This window comes from Nonomuraea sp. NPDC050540, assembly GCF_044457485.1.
Taxonomy (GTDB): Bacteria; Actinomycetota; Actinomycetes; order Streptosporangiales; family Streptosporangiaceae; genus Nonomuraea.
The window spans coordinates 553,056-571,057 of the sequence record NZ_JBITHA010000007.1 but is presented as its reverse complement, the minus strand read 5'-3'; the positions used below and the strand labels follow the sequence as shown (position 1 = coordinate 571,057).

Sequence of the window (18,002 nt, the reverse complement as noted above, 5' to 3'; positions counted from 1 at the left end):
CATGGCTGCACTACTACAACACCCAACGACCCCACACAGCCCTCGGCGGCCAGCCACCCATCACTCGACTGACACCAAGTTCATGACCGAGTACAACTAGGCCAGGTGGTCGTCGGCGCCGTCGACGATCGGGCGGATGTCGGCGTACGCCCTGGCGCGCGCGTCACCCGGCGCCGGGCAGTCGGCCAGCCGGGCGGCGAGCTCGGTGGCCCGGTCGAAGCTCGCGCACTCGACGATGGTGTAGCCGGCCAGCACCTCGGTGGTCTCGGCGTAGGGCCCGTCGGTGACGAACGGCACGCCGTCCTTGTTGCCGACCCGCCGGGTGTGGGCAGGGGCGGCCAGGCCGCGCGCGTCGACGAACTCGCCGGACTCGACGAGCTCCTGGTTCCAGGCCCCCATGAACGCGGTCATCGCGGCGAAGTCCTCGGCGCTCCATCCGGGGTTGCCCTCGCTGCCCTTGCCGGCCAGGGCGTCGAAGTCCTGCTGGGACGCGTAGAGCATGATCATGTACTTCATGGTTTTCCCTCTTTCGTGACCGGCGCCGCCGCGGCGCCTCTCACCCGGGACGTCGGAGCCAAGCGGCCCGCTCCGACACATCCTGGCCGATCGCGCGAATATTTCTGTACCGTGGTGACATGAGTTGGCGACATTGACCTGAACCGAGGCTCTACGCCTACACCTTCACCGCGGAGTTCGTGCTCTTCTACCCGGTCTACGCGGTGTACTTCACCCAGACCGGCCTGTCGGCCGCCGAGGTCTCCTCGCTGTTCGCGATCTGGTCGGTGGCCGGGTTCCTGCTGGAGATTCCCTCCAGCGTGTGGGCCGACCGGTTCTCGCGCCGGCGCCTGCTGGTACTCGCGCCGCTGGTGACCTCGGCCGGGTTCGCGCTCTGGACGTTCGTGCCGTCGTACTGGGCGTTCGCCGCCGGGTTCGTGCTGTGGGGCGCGGGGGCGGCCATGCAGTCGGGCACGTTGCAGGCGCTGGTCTACGAGGAGCTCGGCCGCCTCGGCCGGGCCGGTGACTACGCGCGGCTGATCGGGCGCTCCGAGGCGCTCGCCTCGGTCGCCGCCGTCGCGGCCAGCCTGCTGGCCGCGCCCGTCCTCGCCGCCGGCGGCTATCCGGCGGTGGGCCTGGCCAGCGTCGCGGTCGGCCTGTTGGGCGCCCTCACCGGTGGCCTGCTGCCCGAGTCGCGCCCGCCCTCCGCCGAGCGAGCCGAGGAGTCCTCTCTGTCCGTCCTGCGCACCGGCCTTTCCGAGGTACGGCGGGCGCCGGCCGTCGGCCGGGTGCTGGTGGTCCTGGCGGTGGTGACCGGGCTGACCTCGGTCGATGAGTACCTGCCGCTCCTGGCCACCGCCGGCGGGGCCACGACGCCGGTGATCCCGTTGCTGGTCGGGCTGGTGATCGCGGGCATCGCGGCGGGCGGCTGGCTGGCCGGGTACGGCGCCCGGCTGCTGCCCCTGGTCCTGGCGGCCGGGGCCCTGGCACTCGGCGGTGGCGCCGCCCTGAGCGGGACCGTGGGGACCGGTAGCTCCGCGGCCGGGCTCTGGGCGGGGTTCGTGGCGATCGCGGCGGCGTTCGCGGCCTTCTCCTGGGCTGTCGCGGTGCTGGACGCGCGCCTGCAGGACACGATCGGCGACGAGGCGCGGGCGACCGTGACCTCGATGGCCGGGCTGGGATCGGAGGTGGCGGCGCTCGGGGTGTTCGCGTTCTACGGGCTCGGATCGGGGTGGGCGCCGCCGTGGGTGCTGGTCTCACTGCCGGCGGTACCGTACCTGGCGATGGCGGTGGTGAGCCGCCGGTGAAACGGGTGCCGGGCGGCGGCGATCACGGAGGTCGCCGCCGCCGGCGGGTGCTGGCGGACTAGCAGGAGCGGGAGAGCGCGCAGTAGATGGGCCGCTTGAGCTTCTTGATGATCTTCTTGTAGACGTACGGGACGTCGTTCTCGAAGATGTCGGAGTAGGTCTTCCAGCCGCCGCGCGCGCCCTGCTCCAGCTTCTTCCACACCCACAGGCCGCCGGCGCGTACCAGGGCCTCGCAGGCCAGGCGCATCTTCCAGCCCTTGGCCCGGCTGCAGGCGCCCAGGGCGGCCAGTTCCGCCGAGCTCCCGGACATGACGGCGGCGGCCGAGACGGGCACCGGCTGCGCGGCGGCCGAGGCCGCGTGCGCGGTGGCCGGTGCGCCGATGCTCAGGACGGCCGCGGTCAGGAAGGCCGCCGCCAGCTTCTTGGTGTGTGTCATGTTGCGCCCCTTCGTGCTCGTTCGGAGATCGATGGCAGGAAGGTAGGGCGCGGCGGGTTGAAGAATTGTTGAGCGCGTGTTGAGCTCGCCCGGCCTGCCGCGGACGGTTGACCCGCGTACCGCCGAAGTCGCAGGGAGAAGTTCGATCTTCCGCGGTATGGGCGGGGAAGCGGCGTCCTCGTAGCCTCGTGTGCGTCTGGATCGCCGCGGCGGGCCTCAGCACCGGAGACCGTCCGCGGCCACGACGTGACGCGCGCGCTCGGCGGCCCGCACGGGGGCGGGGCCGGCTGCTTCGGTCACGGCGGCGGCGCGCCCGTCACTGACGCCGGGGCGCCACCAGGCCGCACTCGTAGGCGAAGGCGACCGCCTGGGCGCGGCTGGACAGCCCCAGCTTGGCCATCGCCCGGTTGAGATGGGTCTTGACGGTGGCCTCGCTCACGATCAGCCGGGCGGCGATCTCGCCGTTGGACAGGGCGCGGCCCACGAGCGTGAGCACCTCGGTCTCGCGGCCGGTGAGCGGGGCCAGGTCCGGGATGGGCCCGGCGGCGTCGGGCTCGGGCTGGAAGGTCTCGATGAGGCGCTGGATGAGACCGGGAGAAAGGAGGCTGTCGCCGGCGGCCACGGTGCGGATGGCGGCCAGCAGGCGCTCCGGCTGCGTCTCCTTCAGCAGGAAGCCGCACGCTCCGGCGCGCAGCGCCTGGTAGACGTACTCGTCGATGTCGAAGGTGGTCAGGATGAGGACTTGGGGCGGCGGCTGCTCGGCGGTGGCCAGGATCTGCCGGGTCGCGCTGATGCCGTCCGAGACGGGCATCCGGATGTCCATGAGGATGACGTCGGGCCGGGCGGAGACGGCCAGGGCCACGGCTTCCTCGCCGTCGCTCGCCTCGCCGACGACCTCCAGGCCGGGAGCGGCGCGGATGAGGGCGGCCAGCCCGGCGCGGATCAGGACCTGATCGTCGGCGACCAGCACCTTGATCATAAACGTCACCAGCCAGTCGTCCACCGCGGGGCCTACGTGGGTCTACCAGCAAACCATGATCTTCCAGCAAAGCGTGACATGTCAGCACAGTGCGATCAAGCCGAACGGTGACGATGCGATCCATGCCCCCGCCCGCGGCCCTCGTCGCCTTCGCCAGGAAACGCCCCACGCTCGTCGACGGCCTGCTCGGCATGACGCTGACCTGGGGATCCTGGGTGTGGCCGGTGCTCGCCCCGCATCCGCTCGACCGCCGTCCCGACGCGCTCGCGCTGCTGCTCTGCGCCCTGGTCAACCTTCCGCTGACCTGGCGCAGGCGGTGCCCGGCGCCGGTGCTGGTGGTCTCCTGCGCCGCCGCGTTCGCCTACCATGCCCTGGGCTTCCACTACGGGGCGAACTCGATGGGCCCGCTGCTCGCGCTGTACTCCGTCGTCGTCCACCACTCCCGGCGGGCCGCCCTGCCCGCGGGCGCGCTCGTGCTGACCGAGTGGATCTTCGCCAACGCGCTGCCGGGACAGGCGTGGGCGGCCGCCTGGTACTCCACCATCGTCATCGGCTGGACCGTCGCGTTCGCGTTCGGCATGCGCACGCTCAAGGTGCGCAACGCCCAGCTCGCCGACCTGGCCGACCAGTTGCGCAGGGAGAAGGCGGTGGCGGCCAGGCAGGCGGTCACCGAGGAACGGGTGCGCATCGCGCGGGAACTGCACGACGTCGTCGCCCACCACATGTCGGTGGTCTCCGTTCAGGCCGGGCTCGGCCACTACGTCATCCGGTCGGACCCGGCCACGGCCGAGGACACGCTGCGCACCATCGCCGAGACCAGCGGCGAGGCGCTGGCCGAGATGCGCCGCCTGCTGTCGGTGCTGCGCATCGAGGTGGACGACGGCACCGCCGAGCCGTACAGCGCGGCGCCGAGTCTTGACCACCTCGACGGCCTGGTGCAACGCGTGCGGGCGGCCGGTGTCGAGACGGAGGTGACGTCGGGCGGTGAGCGGCGGGCGCTCTCCTCGGGCATGAGCCTGTGCGTGTACCGCATCATCCAGGAGGCGCTCACCAACGTCATCAAGCACGCGCCGGGGGCGCGGGCCGAGGTGTCGCTGCTGTACTCCGGCGACACGCTGAGCGTGAGCGTGCGCAACGACGGCAGCCCCGGCGCCCCGCCGCCGGGACCGGACGGGCACGGGCTGATCGGGATGACCGAGCGGGTGAAGCTGTACCACGGCTCGCTGAGCGCCGGACCCCTGCTGACCGGCGGCTTCGTGGTCCGCGCCACCTTTCCGCTGAGTGCGGGGGAGGGGTGAGGTCAGGCGGGCGGGCCCGTGGAGCCGCGTGCCACGAGGGCGGGCGGGAAGACATGGTCGACGTGCGGGGTGTGGTAGCCCTGCAGGCGTTCCCACAGCGCGGTGGCCACGGCGCCGGCCATCTGCTCCACCGGCTGGCGGACGGTGGTGAGCGGCGGGTTGCTGTGCGCGGCGAGGTAGGTGTCGTCGTAGCCGACCACCGACAGGTCGCCGGGCACCGACAGCCCCGCCTGCCGGGCGGCGGCCAGGACGCCGAGCGCCATGAGGTCGCTGCCGGCGATGACCGCCGTGACGCCCGCCTCGATGAGGCGCAGGCCCGCGGCGTGCCCGCCGGTCAGCGAGTAGTCGGTCTCGGCGTAGAGGGCGTCGTCCACGGAGCCGAACCAGCGGCGCATCTCCCTGCCGTAGCCGCGCAGGCGGTTCTGGGAGGGGCGCAGGTAGCCTTGGCCGCCCGCGAGGCCGATGCGGGTGTGACCGAGCGCGCGCAGGTGGGCGACGGCCATCGCGGCCCCTGCCGCCTCGTCGGTGGTGACGGTCGAGACGGGCAGGTCGGGAACGTGCCCGCCGACCAGCACCATCGGCAGCTGCTGCTGGTGCAGCTGCCAGTAGAAGCCGTGGTCGGCCGAGGGGTTCGCGTGCCGCCCCGAGACCAGGACGAGCCCCTGGATGCGCTGTCTGACCAGGGAGGCGATGTAGTCGAGCTCGGTCGGCCCCTGCTTGGTCGAGCTGCCGATCAGCGCGGTGACGCCGTGCCCGCCGAGCTTGGTCTCGATGGCTCCGGCCAGCAACGGGAAGACGGGGTTGTCCAGCTCCGGCACGATGATGCCGACGAACGGCTGCGACACCGGCGCGGGCGCGACCATCCCCTGCTCGCGCATAGCCTGCAGCACCCGGGCGCGGGTCTCCTCCGCGACCCCGGGACGGTCGTTGAGCACGCGGCTGACCGTCGCCGCGCTGACGCCGACGCGCTTGGCGATCGTGCGAACCGACAGTCGTGCCACGGGAACTCCAGAAACCGTTGAAACATGTTGCGCGACGTTGCCGCACCTGAGGGAGGCTGCTTAGGCTCCTGACCATCAAAGCAGGTAAAGGGAGCGTTAACAGCATGGTCCAGTCGGAAACACTTTGCAACACAGTGGCACATCACGACGGTTCGCCGCTGTATGTCTCCGACCCCTCGCCCGGACTGGGCGACCGGGTCGAGGTGTTCGCCCGCACGGCCGGCACGCTGGGAACCCGGCGCGTCTTCGTCCGCAGCGCGCCCGACGGCGAGCCGGCGTTCACCGAGGCGATGGCCGACCGCGTCACCCCGGAGGAGACCTGGTGGCGGGCCACGCTGCGGGTGGTCAACCCCGAGTGCGGCTACCGCTTCCTGCTGCACACCGACTCGGGACCGCTGTGGCTGAGCGCCGCCGGTCTCTCGCGCACCGAGGTCACCGACGCCGCCGACTTCACCCTCACCGCCCACCCGCCGCCGCCCGCCTGGGCCGCCGACGCGGTGATCTACCAGATCTTCCCCGACCGGTTCGCCCGTTCCGAGCGGCCGCGCGGCCCCCTCCCGTCGTGGGCGCGCCCCGCCGCATGGGACGACCCCATCCCGTACGGCAGGCCGCACGCCCTCCAGCAGATCTACGGCGGCGACCTGTGGGGCGTGGCCGAGCGCCTCGACCACATCGAGACCCTGGGCGCGAACCTCGTCTACCTCACCCCGTTCTTCCCCGCCCGCTCCAACCACCGCTACGACGCCAGCACCTTCGACCACGTCGACCCGCTGCTGGGCGGCGACGAGGCGCTGAAGTCGCTCACCGCCCAGGCCCACGCCCGCGGCATGCGGGTCATCGGCGACATCACGCTCAACCACTCCGGCGACGCCCACGACTGGTTCGTGAAGGCCAGGAACGACCACGCCAGCCGGGAACGGGACTTCTACTACTTCGACGGCGACGACTACGCCACCTTCGCCGGGGTGAAGACCCTGCCCAAGTTCGACCACCGCTCGCCGGAGCTGCGCCGCCGCCTGGACGCCGTGATCGCCCGCTATCCCGAGGAGTACGGCCTCGACGGCTGGCGCGTCGACGTCGCCCAGTCGGCCGGACGCCACGGCGCGGTCGAGCTGAACGCCCAGGTCGCGACCGCCACCAGGGCGGCGCTCGGCGAGGACAGGCTGCTGCTGGCGGAGAACCAGTTCGACGCCGCGTCCGCGCTGCGCGGCGACGGCTGGCACGGGACCATGGCCTACGCGGGCTTCGCCCGGCCGGTGTGGTCGTGGCTGGCGAGGGAACGTTCCACCGAGTTCTGGGGCACACCGGGCCCCATCCCGGCCTACGGCGGCCATGACCTGGCGGCCGTGATGCGCGCGTACGCCGCCCGCATCCCCTGGCGCTCCCACGCGCACAACCTCACGCTGCTCGACTCGCACGACACCGCGCGCTTCCGCTCGATCGCCGGCCGCGACCACCAGCACCTGGGCGCCGCCCTGCTGTTCACGCTGCCCGGACTGCCCATGGTCTTCGCCGGCGACGAGGTCGGAGTCGAGGGCGTGCATCTGGAGGACGGCCGCCGCCCCTTCCCCTGGGACCCGGCCGCCCAGGACCACGGCACCCACCGCCTCTACCGCGAGCTGATCGCGCTGCGCCGCGGCCGGGAGGCGCTGCGCCGCGGCGGGCTGCGCTGGCTGCGCGCCGAGCGGGACGTGGTGCTCTTCGAGCGGGCGGCGCCGGGGGAGACGCTGCTGATCCAGGTCAGCAGGAACGCCCACCCCCCGATGCCCGCGCCCACCGCGCTCGCCGGCCTGCTCGGCGCCCCCGACCTCGCACCGGGCGAGCCCATGCCCGCCGACGGGCCCGCCTTCCACATCTGGGAGACCGCACGATGATCGAAACCCTGACCGGCGTACGCTCGCGGGCGCTGGGCAACTCCCGCGACGTCTTCGTCTACCTGCCGCCCGGCCACGACCCGGCGGCGGGGCCGTACCCCGTGGTGATCCTGCAGGACGGGCAGCACGTGTTCGCCGGAGCGGGCCTGAGCCCGAGCTGGCGGGTGGACGAGACGCTCGACGACCTGATCGGGCGCGGGCTGCTGCCGCCGCTCGTCGCCGTCGGCGTCTCCAACGCCGGTGACCAGCGCGGCAACGAGTACTCGCACGTGGCGCCCTACCCGCGCGACCCGGACGGCGTGTGCAAGGGCGAGCTGTACGAGGAGTTCCTGATCGGGGAACTGCTGCCGGTGCTGCGCGAGCGCTACGCGGTCACCGCCGACCCGGCCGCCACCGCCGTCATGGGCTCGTCGATGGGCGGGCTGGTCAGCTACCACCTGGCCTTCCGGCGGCCGGAGGTGTTCGGCCTGGCCGCGGCGCTCTCGCCGTTCCTCGTCTTCGTGGACCCGCGCACGCTCGAAGAGACCCCCGTCTACCGGCGCTTCGAGGCCCGCGGCCCGCGCCGGGTCTGGCTGGACATCGGCGGCATGGAGGGCCTGATCATGGTCAGGCCGGTCCGCGAGCTCGCGGAGCACCTGCTCGACCTCGGGTACACGCCCGACGAGGAGCTGCGCTACCTGCACGAACCGTCCGCGCCGCACCACGAGGACGCCTGGGCGGCGCGCGCCGGCAGCGCGCTCCTGCATCTCTACGGTACGGCGGGCCCGCCCGTCCTGCTGTCGGGCACCGGCGGCGAGACCGCCACCGGCCAGGACCTCGACGTCGCGCCCGTCGCCGAACGCGCCGACGGCTGCGTGTACTCGGCCCTCGGCGCGCAGGTGACCTGGCAGCCTGCAGGACCGCTCAAGAGCGTCGGCCACGCCCTGCTCGAAGGCGTCGAACCCGGCGCCGCGCAGGTCGTCGCCCGCACCGGCGAGCTGGAGGTGAGCGAACGGGTCACGGTCGTCGACGGCGCCCCCGACGCGCTGCTCGACGTCACGGTCGTGGTCCCGCTCGGCACCCCTGACGACTCGCCCGTCTACTTCTCCGGCCTGGTCACCACCAAGGTCGCGCCCGGCGTCCACCACGGCGTCTGGCGGCTGCCGCGCGGCGTCGGCCTGAACGGCACCGTCGGGCGCGGCTGGCGCCGCGACGGCCTCGACACCGACGGCTTCCCCATCCGAACCCCCCTGAGGCACGACGCGGACCGGCGCGTGTGGGTACGCGTCGCGAGCTGGAGCGATCCGGCCCAGAACGACCCGCACGCCGGATCCTGAGGAGCGACCATGCGCAAGCTCACCGCACTCGCGGCCACCACCCTGCTCGTGGCGGGCTGCGCCGCCGAGAAGACCGCGGCCCCGCCCCCCGCCACGCTCACCGTCTGGGCCGACGACAGCCGGGCCGCGCCGTTGCGGCAGATCGCCGCGGCGTTCGAGAAGGACCGCGGCGTCCAGGTCAAGATCGTGCAGAAGGCCATGGGCAACCTGCGCGACGACTTCGTCTCCCAGGCGCCCTCCGGCCAGGGGCCCGACGTCATCGTCGGCCCGCACGACTGGCTGGGCAAGCTGGTGCAGAACGGCGTCGTCGCGCCGCTCGACCTGTCGGCCAAGGCGGCGCTGTTCTCCGAGGCGGCCATGCGGGCGATGACCTACGACGGGCGGACGTACGGCCTGCCGTACGCGATCGAGAGCGTGGCCGTGCTGCGCAACACCAAGCTCGTCCCTGCCGCGCCCGCCACCTTCGACGAACTGGTGGCGCGCGGGAAGAGCCTGGTGAAGGCGGGCAAGAGCACGTACCCGGTCGGGCTGCCCGTCGACCCCAAGGCGGGCTCGCCCTTCCACCTGTACGCGCTGCAGACCTCCTTCGGCTCTCAGGTCTTCGGCCCGGACGGCAAGCTGGAGATCGACAACCCGGGCGGGCTGAAGTTCGCGGCCTACCTGAAGCGGCTGGCCGCGGACAAGGCCGTCTCGACCTCGCTGACCGGCGACATCGCGACCAACGCCTTCGTCAAGGGCGAGACGCCGTTCCTGGTCACCGGTCCGTGGGACGCGCCCGCGCTGGCCAAGGCGGGCGTGCCGTTCGCGGTGGACCCGGTGCCCCCCGCGGGCGGGGAGAAGGCGCGGCCGTTCGCCGGCGTGCAGGGCTTCTTCGTCAGTGCCAAGAGCGCCAGTCCGATCCTGGCCAACGACTTCCTCGTCAACTACCTGGCCACGCCGCAGGCGCAGAAGGCGCTGCACGCGGCGGGCGGGCGGCCTCCGGCGATGACCTCGGTGCGCGAGGAACTGGCCGCTGACCCGGTCCTGGCCGGGTTCGCCACGGCCGCCGCCGACGGCGTGCCGACGCCGAACGTGCCCCAGATGGACGCCGTCTGGGCCGACTGGGGACTGTCCCAGCTCGCGATCATCACCGGCCGTGGCGAGCCCGCCGAGCTGACCAGGAAGGCCGCGGAGCGCATCCGCGCGAAGATCGGATCCTGATGCGCGCGCTTCGCTTTCTGCCGCTCGCCGTCGCCGACGCGCTGGCCGTCTACGGACTGGTGGCGCTCGGCGGGCAGCGCTCGTGGTGGATGTTCGCGCTGCTGCTGGCCGGGACGGTGGCCGTCAACGCGGTCTACCTGAGCAAGCGGGCGGTCCCGGCCAAGTACCTGGCGCCGGGGGTCGTGCTGCTGCTGATCTACCAGGTGTACGTGGTGCTCTACACCGGCTACGCCGCCTTCACCAACTACGGCGACGGCCACAACGCCACCAAGGCCGACGCGGTCGCGGCGATCCTGGCCGCCAGCGAGGTCAAGACCGGCGAGAGCCGGCCGATCCGGGTGGCGGAGAAGGACGGCGAGCTGGGCTTTGGAAGCGGGCCGGGGTGGCGCGCGCTGCCGTACGCGGAGATCGTGGCCAGGCAGGCGGAGATCGTCAAGCTGCGGGTCCCGGCCGAGGGCGGCGTCCTGAAGACCGCGGACGGGGTGACGGCCGCGCTCTACCGGCCCACCTTGACCTACTCCGGCGGCGCTTTCACCGACCGGGCGGGAACCGTCTACCGCGACGACGGACGCGGCGCCTTCACCTCGGCCGCAGGGCGCTCGCTGAGTCCCGGCTGGAAGGTCTTCGTCGGCACCGAGAACTTCACCGGCGTGCTCACCAACGCCGAGATCCGCGGGCCGTTCCTGGGCGTGCTGGTCTGGACGTTCGTGTTCGCCGCGCTGTCGGTCGCGCTGAGCTTCGGCTTCGGGCTGGTGCTCGCGCTGATCCTGGACGGCTACCGCGTCTACCGCTCGCTGCTGGTCTTCCCCTACGCGTTCCCCGCGTTCATGGCGGCGCTGCTGTGGCAGGGGCTGCTCAACACCGACCACGGGTTCGTCAACGAGGTGCTGCTGGGCGGCGCCACCGTGCCGTGGCTGTCCGATCCCTGGCTGGCCAGGCTGAGCGTGCTGGCGGTCAACGTGTGGATCGGGTTCCCGTACATGTTCCTGATCTGCACCGGGGCGCTGCAGGCGGTGCCACGCCAGCTCGCCGAGGCGGCCCAGGTCGACGGGGCGGGTCCGTGGCGGGTCCTGGCGTCGGTACGGCTGCCGCTCCTGCTGGCCTCGACGGCGCCCGCGCTGGTGGCCACGTTCGCATTCAACTTCAACAACTTCAACGTCATCTACATGCTCACCGGCGGCGGCCCCCGCGACACCGGGGCGCCGATCGACGTGGGCTCGACGGACCTGCTGATCTCGCTGGTGTACAAGCTGGCCTTCGGCGGGACCTCACGCAACTACGGCCTGGCCTGCGCGGTCTCGATCCTGATCTTCGCGGTGATCGCGGCGGTGTCGCTGGCCGGATTCCGGCGGGCCAGGCGGCTGGAGGCTGCCGCATGAGGGTCTGGAGGCACCTGGTCGGCGTGCTGGCCTCGGTGGTCGCGTTGTTCCCGCTGGTGTTCGTCCTGGCCGCCTCGCTCAACCCGAGCGGGACGCTGACCGGCTCGAACGACCTGTTCGCCGAGGTGACCTGGCGGCACTACGCGACGCTGTTCACCGACGCGCTGCACCCGTTTCCCCGCTGGTTCGTGAACTCGCTGGTGATCGGGGTCTCGACGGCGGCCGGGTCGGTGTTCATGGGCGCCTGCGCCGCGTACGCCTTCTCGAGGTTCCGCTTCCGCGGCCGTGAGAGCGGCCTGGTCGGCCTGGTCTTCATCCAGATGTTCCCCCAGGTGCTGGCCTACGTCGCGATCTTTCTGCTTCTGTCGGCCTTCAAGGAGGTGTTTCCCCCGCTGGGGCTGGGCAGCACGCTGGGCCTGATCATGGTCTACCTGGGCGGCGCGCTCGGCGTGAACACCTACCTCATGAAGGGCTTCTTCGACTCCATCCCGCGCGAGCTCGACGAGTCGGCCCAGATGGACGGCGCCTCGCACGCGCAGGTCTTCTTCCTGATCCTGCTGCCGCTCGTGCGGCCCATCCTGGTCGTCGTGGCGCTGTTCTCCTTCGTGGCCACGATGAACGACTTCGTCATCGCCGGCCTCGTCCTGACCGACCCCGATCAGCAGACGCTCGCCGTCGGCCTGTACCAGCTCGTCTCCTACCAGCTCGGGCAGAGCTGGGGCGTCTTCGCCGCCGGCGCCCTCATCGGGGCGCTGCCGGTGCTGATCCTCTTCCAGTTCCTCCAGCGCTACATCGTCGGCGGCCTGACCAGCGGCGCCGTCAAGGCCTGACCAGCCGCCTCCACGGCCCGCCCCGGCTCACGCATGCTGCGCCGCCGGCGCGAGGTGTCCCCGGCTCGCTCGCCGTGTCCGGCTCGTGAGGGCGGCGCGGCCGGGGCACCCAGGTCCTTCCCGTCCTGAAGGCCGCGGGACGCCGACGGGTCCGGTGTCAGTAGGGGAGCTTGCGCCCGGAAGGGGTGCGCAGATCCTGGTCCTGGCGCGGCGGGCGCGGACGCGGCCGGGGCAGCACGATCTTACGCATCGTGCTCTCCGGACACGGGCAGCTCGAACCACACGGCTTTTCCCTCGCCGGTGCGGACGAAGCCCCAGCAGCAGGCGAGCGCGTCCAGGAGGTAGAGCCCTCGGTGGCCCTCGGCGTGGACGGCCGGCTCGTGCCATGCGGGCGGCTGCGCGCTGGTGTCCTCGACCTCGCAGCGCATCAGGCCGTCGATGAGCCAGACGGTGAGCGTCACCGGGCCGGGGGCGTACCGCAGAGCGTTGGTCACCAGCTCGCTGACCAGCAGCACGCCGATGTCGGTGTCGTGGAAGCCCCAGCTGTTGAGGTAGCCGGCCGTGTGGCGACGCGCCTCGGCGGCCGAGCGGAAGTGGGGCGGCAGAGACCACGACGCGATCGTGGACTCCTCGGGCGTCGTCAGCGTTTCCATGCCGGACACCTGACGCTCGCAAGGCTCGGCCGGGCGGGTGGAGGGCAGTGCTGGCACATGGCACTTCCTAATGGTCTTGGTGCTTCCGCACCTACGGCACGGGATACGTCACCGGACTTGGGGAGGCATCGGTGCTCATCTCGACAGAGTAAGAACCGGACATACCGCCACCATGTGCATGATGCACACCGAAACCATTTTGATCAGTGCATTGTGTCGATATCTGCCCTAACCTGGCCCTTTTCCCGGAACGTGCCTGACGCCCTCATGGGGTGGCGGCGATGATGCCGTTCAGCATGGCGCGGGCGGACTGGAGCTCGTCGATGGCGCCGGTGATGCGGTCGCGCTCCTCGGCCAGGACGTCGACCAGTTCCGGGCAGCCGGGGGCGAGGATCTCGCCGCTGTCGACCATGCAGGGCAGCACCTCGGCGATGACGGCGGTGCCGAGCCCGGCGGACAGCAGCGTCCTGATGCGGGCGACGGCGCGCACGTCGGTGTCGGCGTACTCGCGATAGCCGCTGGAGCGCCGGTGGGGCCGCAGCAGGCCCTGCTCCTCGTAGTAGCGCAGGGCGCGGATGCTGACCCCGGTGCGGCGGGCCAGTTCTCCGATGCGCATGTGACCTCCGTCACCAACCTTTGACTCTCACGTGGACGTGAGGGTTTAGCTTAGCCGTCATGACTGATCATCTTGAAACCGGACATGACAGGGCCAACGTGGCGATCCTCGGACTCGGGCCCATGGGACGGGTGCTGGCCGAGGTCTACCTGAACCGTGGGCACCCCACGACCGTATGGAACCGCACCGCCGCCAAGGCCGAGCCGCTCGTGGCCCGCGGCGCCCGGCTCGCGGCGAGCGTGGAGGAGGCGGTGGCCGCGGCCGACGTCACGATCGTCTGCCTGAACGACTACGCGTCCACGGCGCGGATTCTCGGGCCGGTGGGGGACGGACTGCGGGGCCGTACCGTGGTGAATCTGACGTCGGGGACGCCGTCGGAGGCGCGCGAGATGGCGGCGTGGGCCGGTGAGCGTGGCGCGCGTTACCTCGACGGCGCGATCATGGTGCCGCCGACGCTGGTCGGCGAGCCCGGCTCCGTGTTCCTCTACAGCGGCCCGCGCGAGGTCTTCGACGAGCACCGGGCCACGCTGGCCGGCGTGGGCGACCCCCGCTACCTCGGCGCGGGCGTCGAGCTGGCGGTGCTCTACAACACGGGCCTGCTGGAGATGATGTACGCCACCATGAACGGCTGGCTGCACGCCTCGGCGCTGATCGACGCGGCGGGTCTCCCGGTCGGGGACTTCGCCGAGCTGGCGTTCGGCTGGTTCGTGCCGATGATGTTCGGCCCGTCCACGGCCGGGCAGGCGGCCGCGCTGGAGGAGGGCAGCTACCCCGGCGACCTCGGCACGCTGGAGATGAACATCAACGCCCTGGAGCACATCACCCGCACGAGCACCGAGCAGGGCGTCCCGGCCGAGCAGCCGCGGCTGATGCTGGAGCTCGCCGAGCGGGCCGTCGCACAGGGCCGCGGCGGGCAGAACTACCTCGCGGTATACGAGGTCTTCAAGAAACGCGCGGCAGACGCCGCCCATCCGGCCTCTAGCATGTCCAGGTGACCTCCTACGACGACGACGCGTTCGCGTACCTGGACTTCTCCGGCCTGCCGCAGCGTCAGCAGCGGATCCTGGCCACGATCCGGGACTGGGCGATCCGGCACGGCTACCCGCCGAGCGCCCGCGAGATCGGCCAGGCGGTCGGGCTCCGGTCGTCGTCGTCGGTGTCGAAGCACCTGAAGAGCCTGGAGGACAAGGGTTTCCTGCGCCGGAGCGACTCGATGACCCGGCCCGTCGACCTGCGGCCGTTCCTGCCGGGCGCGGCGCCGCAGCGGGACACGGGCCTGGTGAGCGTGCCCGTGGTCGGCGACATCGCCGCGGGCACGCCCATCCCGGCCGACGAGCACGTGGACGACACGCTGACCCTGCCCCGCGACCTCACCGGGCGGGGCACCGTGTTCGGCCTGCGCGTCCGGGGCGACTCGATGATCGACGCCGCGATCTGCGACGGCGACCTCGTCGTGGTACGTCAGCAGGCCGAGGCCCACACGGGCCAGATCGTCGCCGCGATGATCGACGGCGAGGCCACCGTCAAGGTGTTCAGGAGGCGGGGCGGGCACGTCTACCTCGAACCCCGCAACCCCGCCTACGACGTCATCGACGGCGACGGCGCCGCGGTGCTGGGCATCGTGGTGAGCGTCCTGCGCAGCGTCTGACTCACCCGCCGTCGAAGGCGGCGGCGCGGGCGTGGTCCTGGGCCAGGCTTTCCTGCCGTTCGTCCCATCCGGCCGTCTCGCGCAGGCGGGCGAACTCGAGGCCCAGGCTGGTGTCCGAGGTGGTGCGGGCGTCCGTGCTGATCGTCACGGCGAGGCCCGCCGCCAGCAGCCGCGTCGCCGGGTGCCCGGCGAGGCTGGGGACGGCGCCGGTCTGCACGTTGCTGGTCGGGCACATCTCCAGCGCGATGTGGTCGGCGCGGAGCCGTTCGAGCAGCGCGCCGTCCTCGGCGCACCGCACGCCGTGCCCGATCCGGCGGGCGCCGAGCACCTCGATGGCCTCCCACACACTGGCCGGACCGGCGGCCTCGCCGGCGTGGACCGTGCACGGCAGATCCGCCCGGTGGGCGAGGTCGAAGGCGGCCTTGTGCGGCGCGGCCGGGTACAGGCGCTCGTCGCCGGCCAGGTCGAGGCCACTGACCACCTCGCGCCGCCGGACCGCCGTCTCGGCCACGGCCATGCTCTCCTCCGGGCTCTGGTGCCGCAGGCAGCACAGCAGCAGGCCGGTGCGCACGCCCGTCGTCGCGCGGCCTTCCGCCAGGCCCTCGGCCACGGCGGTGACCGCCTCGTCCAGCGTCATGCCCTGGCGGCCGTGCAGTTGCGGAGCGAACCTGGCCTCGCCGTGGACCACGCCGTCGGCGCGCCAGTCCTCGACCAGCTCGCGGGCCGCGCGGCGCAGGGCGTCCGGGCTCTGCAGGACCTGGAGCGGCAGGTCGAAGTAGGTGAGGTAGCGGCTCAGGCTGCCGCAGCCGGCGGGCGCCACGACCAGGTCCCGCACGGGGCGGTCCAGGGCGAGGCCCTGCCGGCGGGCCAGGTCGGCGACCGTGGCGGGACGCAGCGAGCCGTCCAGGTGACAGTGGAGCTCGTGGCGGCTGTTCATGGGCGGGGCCTCCCGGGCGCAGGCGTCGAAGAGCATGTGCTTGAAGCCCCGCTCGTCGACACGGCGTACCAGCGTGAGGTTGGGTGGGGGAGCGGTGCGGCGGCGGTCGATGATGAGCTGGCCGCGGGTCTCGTCGCCGAGGGTGACGTCGGCGTGTACGGTCTCCCGCTCCAGGACCAGATCGGGGCGCAGGGCGACGGCCATGGCGATGGGGTCGGGCAGGTCGTAGCCGGCCAGCCCGGTGACGTCGCGGGCCCAGTCGGCCACGGTCCTGTTGATCCGATGGGCGAACACGGCCAGCGGGGTGCCGAGCTCTTCCAGGCGGCGCTGGTCGGCGGGGGTCATGACGGCGTCCCGGCGGGAGACGTCCCAGCCGATCCAGGTCACGGTCTCGGGCGTGGCCTGCTGAAGAACCACGCGGGCGGCCTCGGGGTCGGCCCAGACGTTGAACTCCGCGGTGGGGGAGATGTTGCCGCGCAGGTCGGCGGCGCCGGCCATGCAGTACACGTGGCGAAAACGGGACAGCAGCGCCCGGTCGCGCAGCAGCGCGGCGGCGAGGTTGGTGAGCGGGCCCAGCGTGACGAGCGTCAGCTCGCCGGGACGGCGGCGGGGCGCCGACAGCAGGACGTCCACCGCGTGGTCCGGTTCGGGGCCGCGCACGGGGTCCGGCAGGTCGTGGCCGCCCATGCCGTCGTGTCCGTGCACGTGCTGGGCGGTGGACACGGGGCGGACGAGCGGACGTTCGCACCCGGCGTGGACGGGCACGTCGGCGCGCCCGGTCAGTTGCAGGGTGACCAGCGCGTTGCGCGTGCCCGTGGCGAGCGGCACGTTGCCGGCCACCGTGGTGACGGCACGGACCTCGCCGGGCGCGGCGAGCGCGAGCAGCAGCGCCACGGCGTCGTCGGAACCGGTGTCGGTGTCGATGATCATGCGCACCTCGGAATCTAATCGTTTAGACTGGCGAAATCTAAACGATTAGCTGCGAGACTGTAAACCGCCATGAACAAGCCGATCACCCTGGCCGACGTAGCCCGCCGCGCCGGCACCTCCACCGCCGTGGTCAGCTACGTGATCAACGACGGTCCCCGCCCCGTGGCCGCCGCCACCCGCGAACGGGTGCTGGCCGCGGCCGCCGAGCTCGGCTACCGCCCCAACCGCATCGCCCGCGCGCTGCGCTCACGCACCACCGGCGTGGTCGGCCTGATCCTGGCCGACGCGCTCAACCCCTACTTCGGCGCCCTGGCGGAACACGTCGAACGGGCGCTCACCGAGCACGACCGCCTCATGCTCATCGGCAACGCCGGCTACTCCGCCGAACGCCAGCGCCATCTCGTCGAACGTTTCCTGGCCGCCCAGGTCGACGCCCTGGTGATCGTCTCGGCCGACGCCGCGGACGACGTCGCCCGGCACGCGGCGCGGGCCGGGGTGCCGGCCGTCTACCTGCACAACGGCCCGGCTGCCGACAGCGCGCCCCTGGTCGCCGCCGACAACGAGCACGCGGTGCGCGAGGCGGTCGCCCACCTGCGCGCGCACGGGCACCACGACCCCGCCTTCCTCGCCGGGCCCCACGACACCGGCCCGGTGGGACTCCGCCGGCGGACCTGGCAGGACGGCGCCGCGCCCGGCGCCGTCCCGCTGCGCTCCGCCTATTCCCGGGCCGACGCCGACGCCCTGACCCGCCGCCTGATCGCCGCCGGAGCCATGCCCCGGGCGCTGATCACGGCGACCGACGAGCAGGCCGTCGGCGTGCTGTCCGGCGCCTGTGCCGCGGGCCTGGCCGTACCGGACGACCTGGCGGTGATCAGCCTGGACGGCACCTCCGACAGCGCCCACACCGCCCCCGCCTTGACCGTCACCCGGCAGCCCCTCGCCGCCATGGCCGGGCAGGCGGTCGCCCTCCTGTTCGACCGCGCGGCCCCGGCGCCCGCCTCGCGAGCCACCCTCCTCGCGCGCCGCAGCTGCGGCTGCGACCGGCGATAGACCGGCCGGGGACACGGGAACGCGACCGGCGACGATGACGGCGTGGTTAACGC

General features: G+C 72.5%; 18 protein-coding genes. 11 read left to right on the top strand and 7 right to left on the bottom strand.

The window, feature by feature from the left end; all coding sequences use genetic code 11:
* A partial coding sequence (locus ACIBI5_RS26885) for an integrase core domain-containing protein (protein ID WP_397251324.1) occupies positions 1-86 on the top strand: 86 nt, incomplete at its 5' end.
* 10 nt (positions 87-96) lie between these two features.
* Here the strand turns inward: ACIBI5_RS26885 and ACIBI5_RS26880 are convergent.
* Positions 97-516 carry a YciI family protein gene (locus ACIBI5_RS26880; RefSeq protein WP_397251306.1) on the bottom strand — a complete coding sequence of 140 codons (420 nt, stop codon included), beginning with the start codon at positions 514-516 and terminating at the stop codon, positions 97-99.
* 179 nt (positions 517-695) lie between these two features.
* Here ACIBI5_RS26880 and ACIBI5_RS26875 point away from each other — a divergent pair, with 179 nt between their 5' ends.
* On the top strand, positions 696-1,802 hold the full coding sequence (locus ACIBI5_RS26875) for an MFS transporter (protein WP_397251304.1): 1,107 nt from the start codon (positions 696-698) through the stop codon (positions 1,800-1,802).
* A 58-nt stretch (positions 1,803-1,860) separates the two neighbouring features.
* On the opposite strand, the gene ACIBI5_RS26870 is transcribed toward ACIBI5_RS26875, so the two are convergent.
* Positions 1,861-2,238, bottom strand: coding sequence for a hypothetical protein (locus tag ACIBI5_RS26870; protein WP_397251301.1), 378 nt, complete (start codon positions 2,236-2,238; stop codon positions 1,861-1,863).
* 316 nt (positions 2,239-2,554) lie between these two features.
* On the bottom strand, positions 2,555-3,217 hold the full coding sequence (locus ACIBI5_RS26865) for a response regulator (protein WP_397251299.1): 663 nt from the start codon (positions 3,215-3,217) through the stop codon (positions 2,555-2,557).
* A 122-nt stretch (positions 3,218-3,339) separates the two neighbouring features.
* Here ACIBI5_RS26865 and ACIBI5_RS26860 point away from each other — a divergent pair, with 122 nt between their 5' ends.
* The gene (locus tag ACIBI5_RS26860) at positions 3,340-4,515 is read left to right on the top strand and encodes a sensor histidine kinase (protein ID WP_397251297.1); all 1,176 of its coding nucleotides are present in this window, start codon (positions 3,340-3,342) and stop codon (positions 4,513-4,515) included.
* Positions 4,516-4,517: 2 nt separating this feature from the next.
* On the opposite strand, the gene ACIBI5_RS26855 is transcribed toward ACIBI5_RS26860, so the two are convergent.
* A complete protein-coding gene (locus ACIBI5_RS26855) occupies positions 4,518-5,516 on the bottom strand; it encodes a LacI family DNA-binding transcriptional regulator (RefSeq protein ID WP_397251295.1) in 999 nt (332 codons plus the stop codon).
* Between the two features lie 134 nt (positions 5,517-5,650).
* On the opposite strand from ACIBI5_RS26855, the gene ACIBI5_RS26850 reads away from it, so the two are divergent.
* From ACIBI5_RS26850 to ACIBI5_RS26830, 5 genes are read left to right on the top strand one after another with little or no spacing between them, the layout of a single operon-like run.
* Positions 5,651-7,390 (top strand): glycoside hydrolase family 13 protein, encoded by a 1,740-nt coding sequence (locus tag ACIBI5_RS26850; protein ID WP_397251293.1) that lies wholly within the window; start codon positions 5,651-5,653, stop codon positions 7,388-7,390.
* Positions 7,387-8,706 carry an alpha/beta hydrolase gene (locus ACIBI5_RS26845; RefSeq protein ID WP_397251291.1) on the top strand — a complete coding sequence of 440 codons (1,320 nt, stop codon included), beginning with the start codon at positions 7,387-7,389 and terminating at the stop codon, positions 8,704-8,706. The genes ACIBI5_RS26850 and ACIBI5_RS26845 overlap by 4 nt, the downstream gene beginning before the upstream one ends.
* A gap of 9 nt (positions 8,707-8,715) precedes the next feature.
* Entirely contained in the window at positions 8,716-9,906 is a 1,191-nt protein-coding gene (locus ACIBI5_RS26840) for an extracellular solute-binding protein (RefSeq protein WP_397251289.1), read from the top strand.
* Positions 9,906-11,285 carry an ABC transporter permease subunit gene (locus ACIBI5_RS26835; RefSeq protein ID WP_397251287.1) on the top strand — a complete coding sequence of 460 codons (1,380 nt, stop codon included), beginning with the start codon at positions 9,906-9,908 and terminating at the stop codon, positions 11,283-11,285. The genes ACIBI5_RS26840 and ACIBI5_RS26835 overlap by 1 nt, the downstream gene beginning before the upstream one ends.
* Positions 11,282-12,115 (top strand): sugar ABC transporter permease, encoded by an 834-nt coding sequence (locus ACIBI5_RS26830; protein ID WP_397251285.1) that lies wholly within the window; start codon positions 11,282-11,284, stop codon positions 12,113-12,115. Before ACIBI5_RS26835 ends, ACIBI5_RS26830 begins: the two co-directional genes overlap by 4 nt.
* Before the next feature lie 242 nt (positions 12,116-12,357).
* Here the strand turns inward: ACIBI5_RS26830 and ACIBI5_RS26825 are convergent, their stop codons facing one another.
* Both ACIBI5_RS26825 and ACIBI5_RS26820 read right to left on the bottom strand, forming a co-directional pair.
* Positions 12,358-12,768, bottom strand: coding sequence for an ATP-binding protein (locus ACIBI5_RS26825; RefSeq protein WP_397251283.1), 411 nt, complete (start codon positions 12,766-12,768; stop codon positions 12,358-12,360).
* A 265-nt stretch (positions 12,769-13,033) separates the two neighbouring features.
* Entirely contained in the window at positions 13,034-13,384 is a 351-nt protein-coding gene (locus tag ACIBI5_RS26820; RefSeq protein WP_397251281.1) for a MerR family transcriptional regulator, read from the bottom strand.
* Positions 13,385-13,443: 59 nt separating this feature from the next.
* On the opposite strand from ACIBI5_RS26820, the gene ACIBI5_RS26815 reads away from it, so the two are divergent.
* Together ACIBI5_RS26815 and lexA are read left to right on the top strand one after the other, a co-directional pair.
* Positions 13,444-14,379 (top strand): NAD(P)-dependent oxidoreductase, encoded by a 936-nt coding sequence (locus tag ACIBI5_RS26815; RefSeq protein ID WP_397251279.1) that lies wholly within the window; start codon positions 13,444-13,446, stop codon positions 14,377-14,379.
* A 44-nt stretch (positions 14,380-14,423) separates the two neighbouring features.
* Entirely contained in the window at positions 14,424-15,032 is a 609-nt protein-coding gene (gene lexA, locus ACIBI5_RS26810; protein WP_397251323.1) for a transcriptional repressor LexA, read from the top strand.
* A 1-nt stretch (position 15,033) separates the two neighbouring features.
* Here the strand turns inward: lexA and add are convergent, their stop codons facing one another.
* A complete protein-coding gene (gene add, locus ACIBI5_RS26805) occupies positions 15,034-16,899 on the bottom strand; it encodes an adenosine deaminase (protein ID WP_397251277.1) in 1,866 nt (621 codons plus the stop codon).
* A 69-nt stretch (positions 16,900-16,968) separates the two neighbouring features.
* On the opposite strand from add, the gene ACIBI5_RS26800 reads away from it, so the two are divergent.
* Positions 16,969-17,949, top strand: a complete 981-nt coding sequence (locus tag ACIBI5_RS26800; RefSeq protein ID WP_397251275.1) for a LacI family DNA-binding transcriptional regulator — start codon at positions 16,969-16,971, stop codon at positions 17,947-17,949.
* Positions 17,950-18,002: the final 53 nt, after the last annotated feature.

Bases quoted from the DNA above. Each gene is read 5' to 3' on its own strand.
- ACIBI5_RS26860 (WP_397251297.1), top strand. From the start codon at position 3,340: ATGCCCCCGCCCGCGGCCCTCGTCGCCTTCGCCAGGAAACGCCCCACG.
- ACIBI5_RS26880 (WP_397251306.1), bottom strand. From the start codon at position 516: ATGAAGTACATGATCATGCTCTACGCGTCCCAGCAGGACTTCGACGCC.
- ACIBI5_RS26815 (WP_397251279.1), top strand. From the start codon at position 13,444: ATGACTGATCATCTTGAAACCGGACATGACAGGGCCAACGTGGCGATC.
- ACIBI5_RS26825 (WP_397251283.1), bottom strand. From the start codon at position 12,768: ATGGAAACGCTGACGACGCCCGAGGAGTCCACGATCGCGTCGTGGTCT.
- ACIBI5_RS26830 (WP_397251285.1), top strand. From the start codon at position 11,282: ATGAGGGTCTGGAGGCACCTGGTCGGCGTGCTGGCCTCGGTGGTCGCG.
- add (WP_397251277.1), bottom strand. From the start codon at position 16,899: ATGATCATCGACACCGACACCGGTTCCGACGACGCCGTGGCGCTGCTG.
- ACIBI5_RS26820 (WP_397251281.1), bottom strand. From the start codon at position 13,384: ATGCGCATCGGAGAACTGGCCCGCCGCACCGGGGTCAGCATCCGCGCC.
- ACIBI5_RS26840 (WP_397251289.1), top strand. From the start codon at position 8,716: ATGCGCAAGCTCACCGCACTCGCGGCCACCACCCTGCTCGTGGCGGGC.
- ACIBI5_RS26870 (WP_397251301.1), bottom strand. From the start codon at position 2,238: ATGACACACACCAAGAAGCTGGCGGCGGCCTTCCTGACCGCGGCCGTC.
- ACIBI5_RS26845 (WP_397251291.1), top strand. From the start codon at position 7,387: ATGATCGAAACCCTGACCGGCGTACGCTCGCGGGCGCTGGGCAACTCC.
- ACIBI5_RS26835 (WP_397251287.1), top strand. From the start codon at position 9,906: ATGCGCGCGCTTCGCTTTCTGCCGCTCGCCGTCGCCGACGCGCTGGCC.
- ACIBI5_RS26865 (WP_397251299.1), bottom strand. From the start codon at position 3,217: ATGATCAAGGTGCTGGTCGCCGACGATCAGGTCCTGATCCGCGCCGGG.
- ACIBI5_RS26800 (WP_397251275.1), top strand. From the start codon at position 16,969: ATGAACAAGCCGATCACCCTGGCCGACGTAGCCCGCCGCGCCGGCACC.